This window comes from Streptomyces sp. NPDC020845, from assembly GCF_044334165.1.
In the GTDB taxonomy this organism is placed as follows: Bacteria; Actinomycetota; Actinomycetes; order Streptomycetales; family Streptomycetaceae; genus Streptomyces.
The window spans coordinates 1-1,111 of sequence record NZ_JBIRSJ010000091.1 but is presented as its reverse complement, the minus strand read 5'-3'; the positions used below and the strand labels follow the sequence as shown (position 1 = coordinate 1,111).

Annotated in this window: 1 protein-coding gene; it reads right to left on the bottom strand. The window is 64.7% G+C overall.

Annotated elements, in window-relative coordinates; genetic code table 11:
• Positions 1-51: 51 nt before the first annotated feature.
• Positions 52-969, bottom strand: coding sequence for a methylenetetrahydrofolate reductase [NAD(P)H] (metF, locus tag ACH4U7_RS53210; RefSeq protein ID WP_398534950.1), 918 nt, complete (start codon positions 967-969; stop codon positions 52-54).
• Between the last annotated feature and the right edge of the window lie 142 nt (positions 970-1,111).

The following is a 1,111-nucleotide window of genomic DNA, read 5'->3' as shown; positions in this document are numbered from 1 at the left end:
CTGTGCGCGGTCAAGTCAGCGGCTGATGGTCTTCTACAACTGCTCTCCTACTCAAAGCTGCTGATGCAATCCGAGATTCCTGTAAATCTCGAGTGTCGCCGTGGAGTTGTTGAGCGTGATGAAGTGCAGCCCGGGGACACCCTCGGACAGCAGCCGCGCGCAGAAATCTGTGGCGAACTCGATGCCGATGGAGCGTACAGCGGCAGGATCGTCCTTGACCGCGAGCATGCGCTCTTGCACGGCGGCGGGGAAGACTGCGTTGCTGAGTTGCGGGAGCCGGTCGAGCTGCTTGATGCCCACAACAGGCATGCACTCCGGGATGATCGGGGTGTCGCAGCCCGCCTTCTCGACCCTGTCGCGCAGCCGCAGATAGTGCTCCGGATCGAAGAACATCTGGGTGATCGCATAGTCGGCGCCCGCGCGGCACTTGTCCACGAAGTGCCGGATGTCCGCGTCCCAATCGGCCGAGCGCGGGTGCATCTCGGGGAAGGCGGCGACGCCGACGCAGAAGTCCCCGGACTCCTTGATCAGCCGGACGAGGTCGGCTGCGTACCGCACGCCCTGCGGGTGCGGAATCCACTCACCCATCGGGTCGCCAGGCGGGTCACCGCGCACCGCGAGGATGTTCCTGATGTCGGCATCGGCGTACTGACCGATCATGTTGCGCAGTTCAGCGATGGTGTGGTTGACCGCGGTGAGGTGCGCGACGGGCGTAAGCGTGGTGTCGGCCGCGATCTCCTGGGTGGCCTTGACCGTCCCGGACCGGGTGGAACCGCCGGCCCCATAGGTCACGGAGACAAAGCTCGGGGCCACCGCCTCGACCCGGCGCAGCGCGTTCCAGAGGTTGCGCTCGCCCTTCTCGTTCCTCGGCTCCCAGAACTCGAAAGAGTACGACGAATTGCCGGTTGCGAGCAGTTCGCGCACTGTGCGGGTGCGCACTATTTGGGTCGAAGGTGTTCCAAGGGCCATAGCCGCAGGCTAGCCACGCTCGGACGGGCACCCAACCGCAGTCCACCCATCGGACGCCACTCACTCCGCTGGCAACACGAGAGTCTGTCAGAGCCCCTGCCCGCACCGGCCACGGATTTCGTGACCCTTCTAGTCCGATAGT

Bases quoted from the DNA above. Each gene is read 5' to 3' on its own strand.
- metF (WP_398534950.1), bottom strand. From the start codon at position 969: ATGGCCCTTGGAACACCTTCGACCCAAATAGTGCGCACCCGCACAGTG.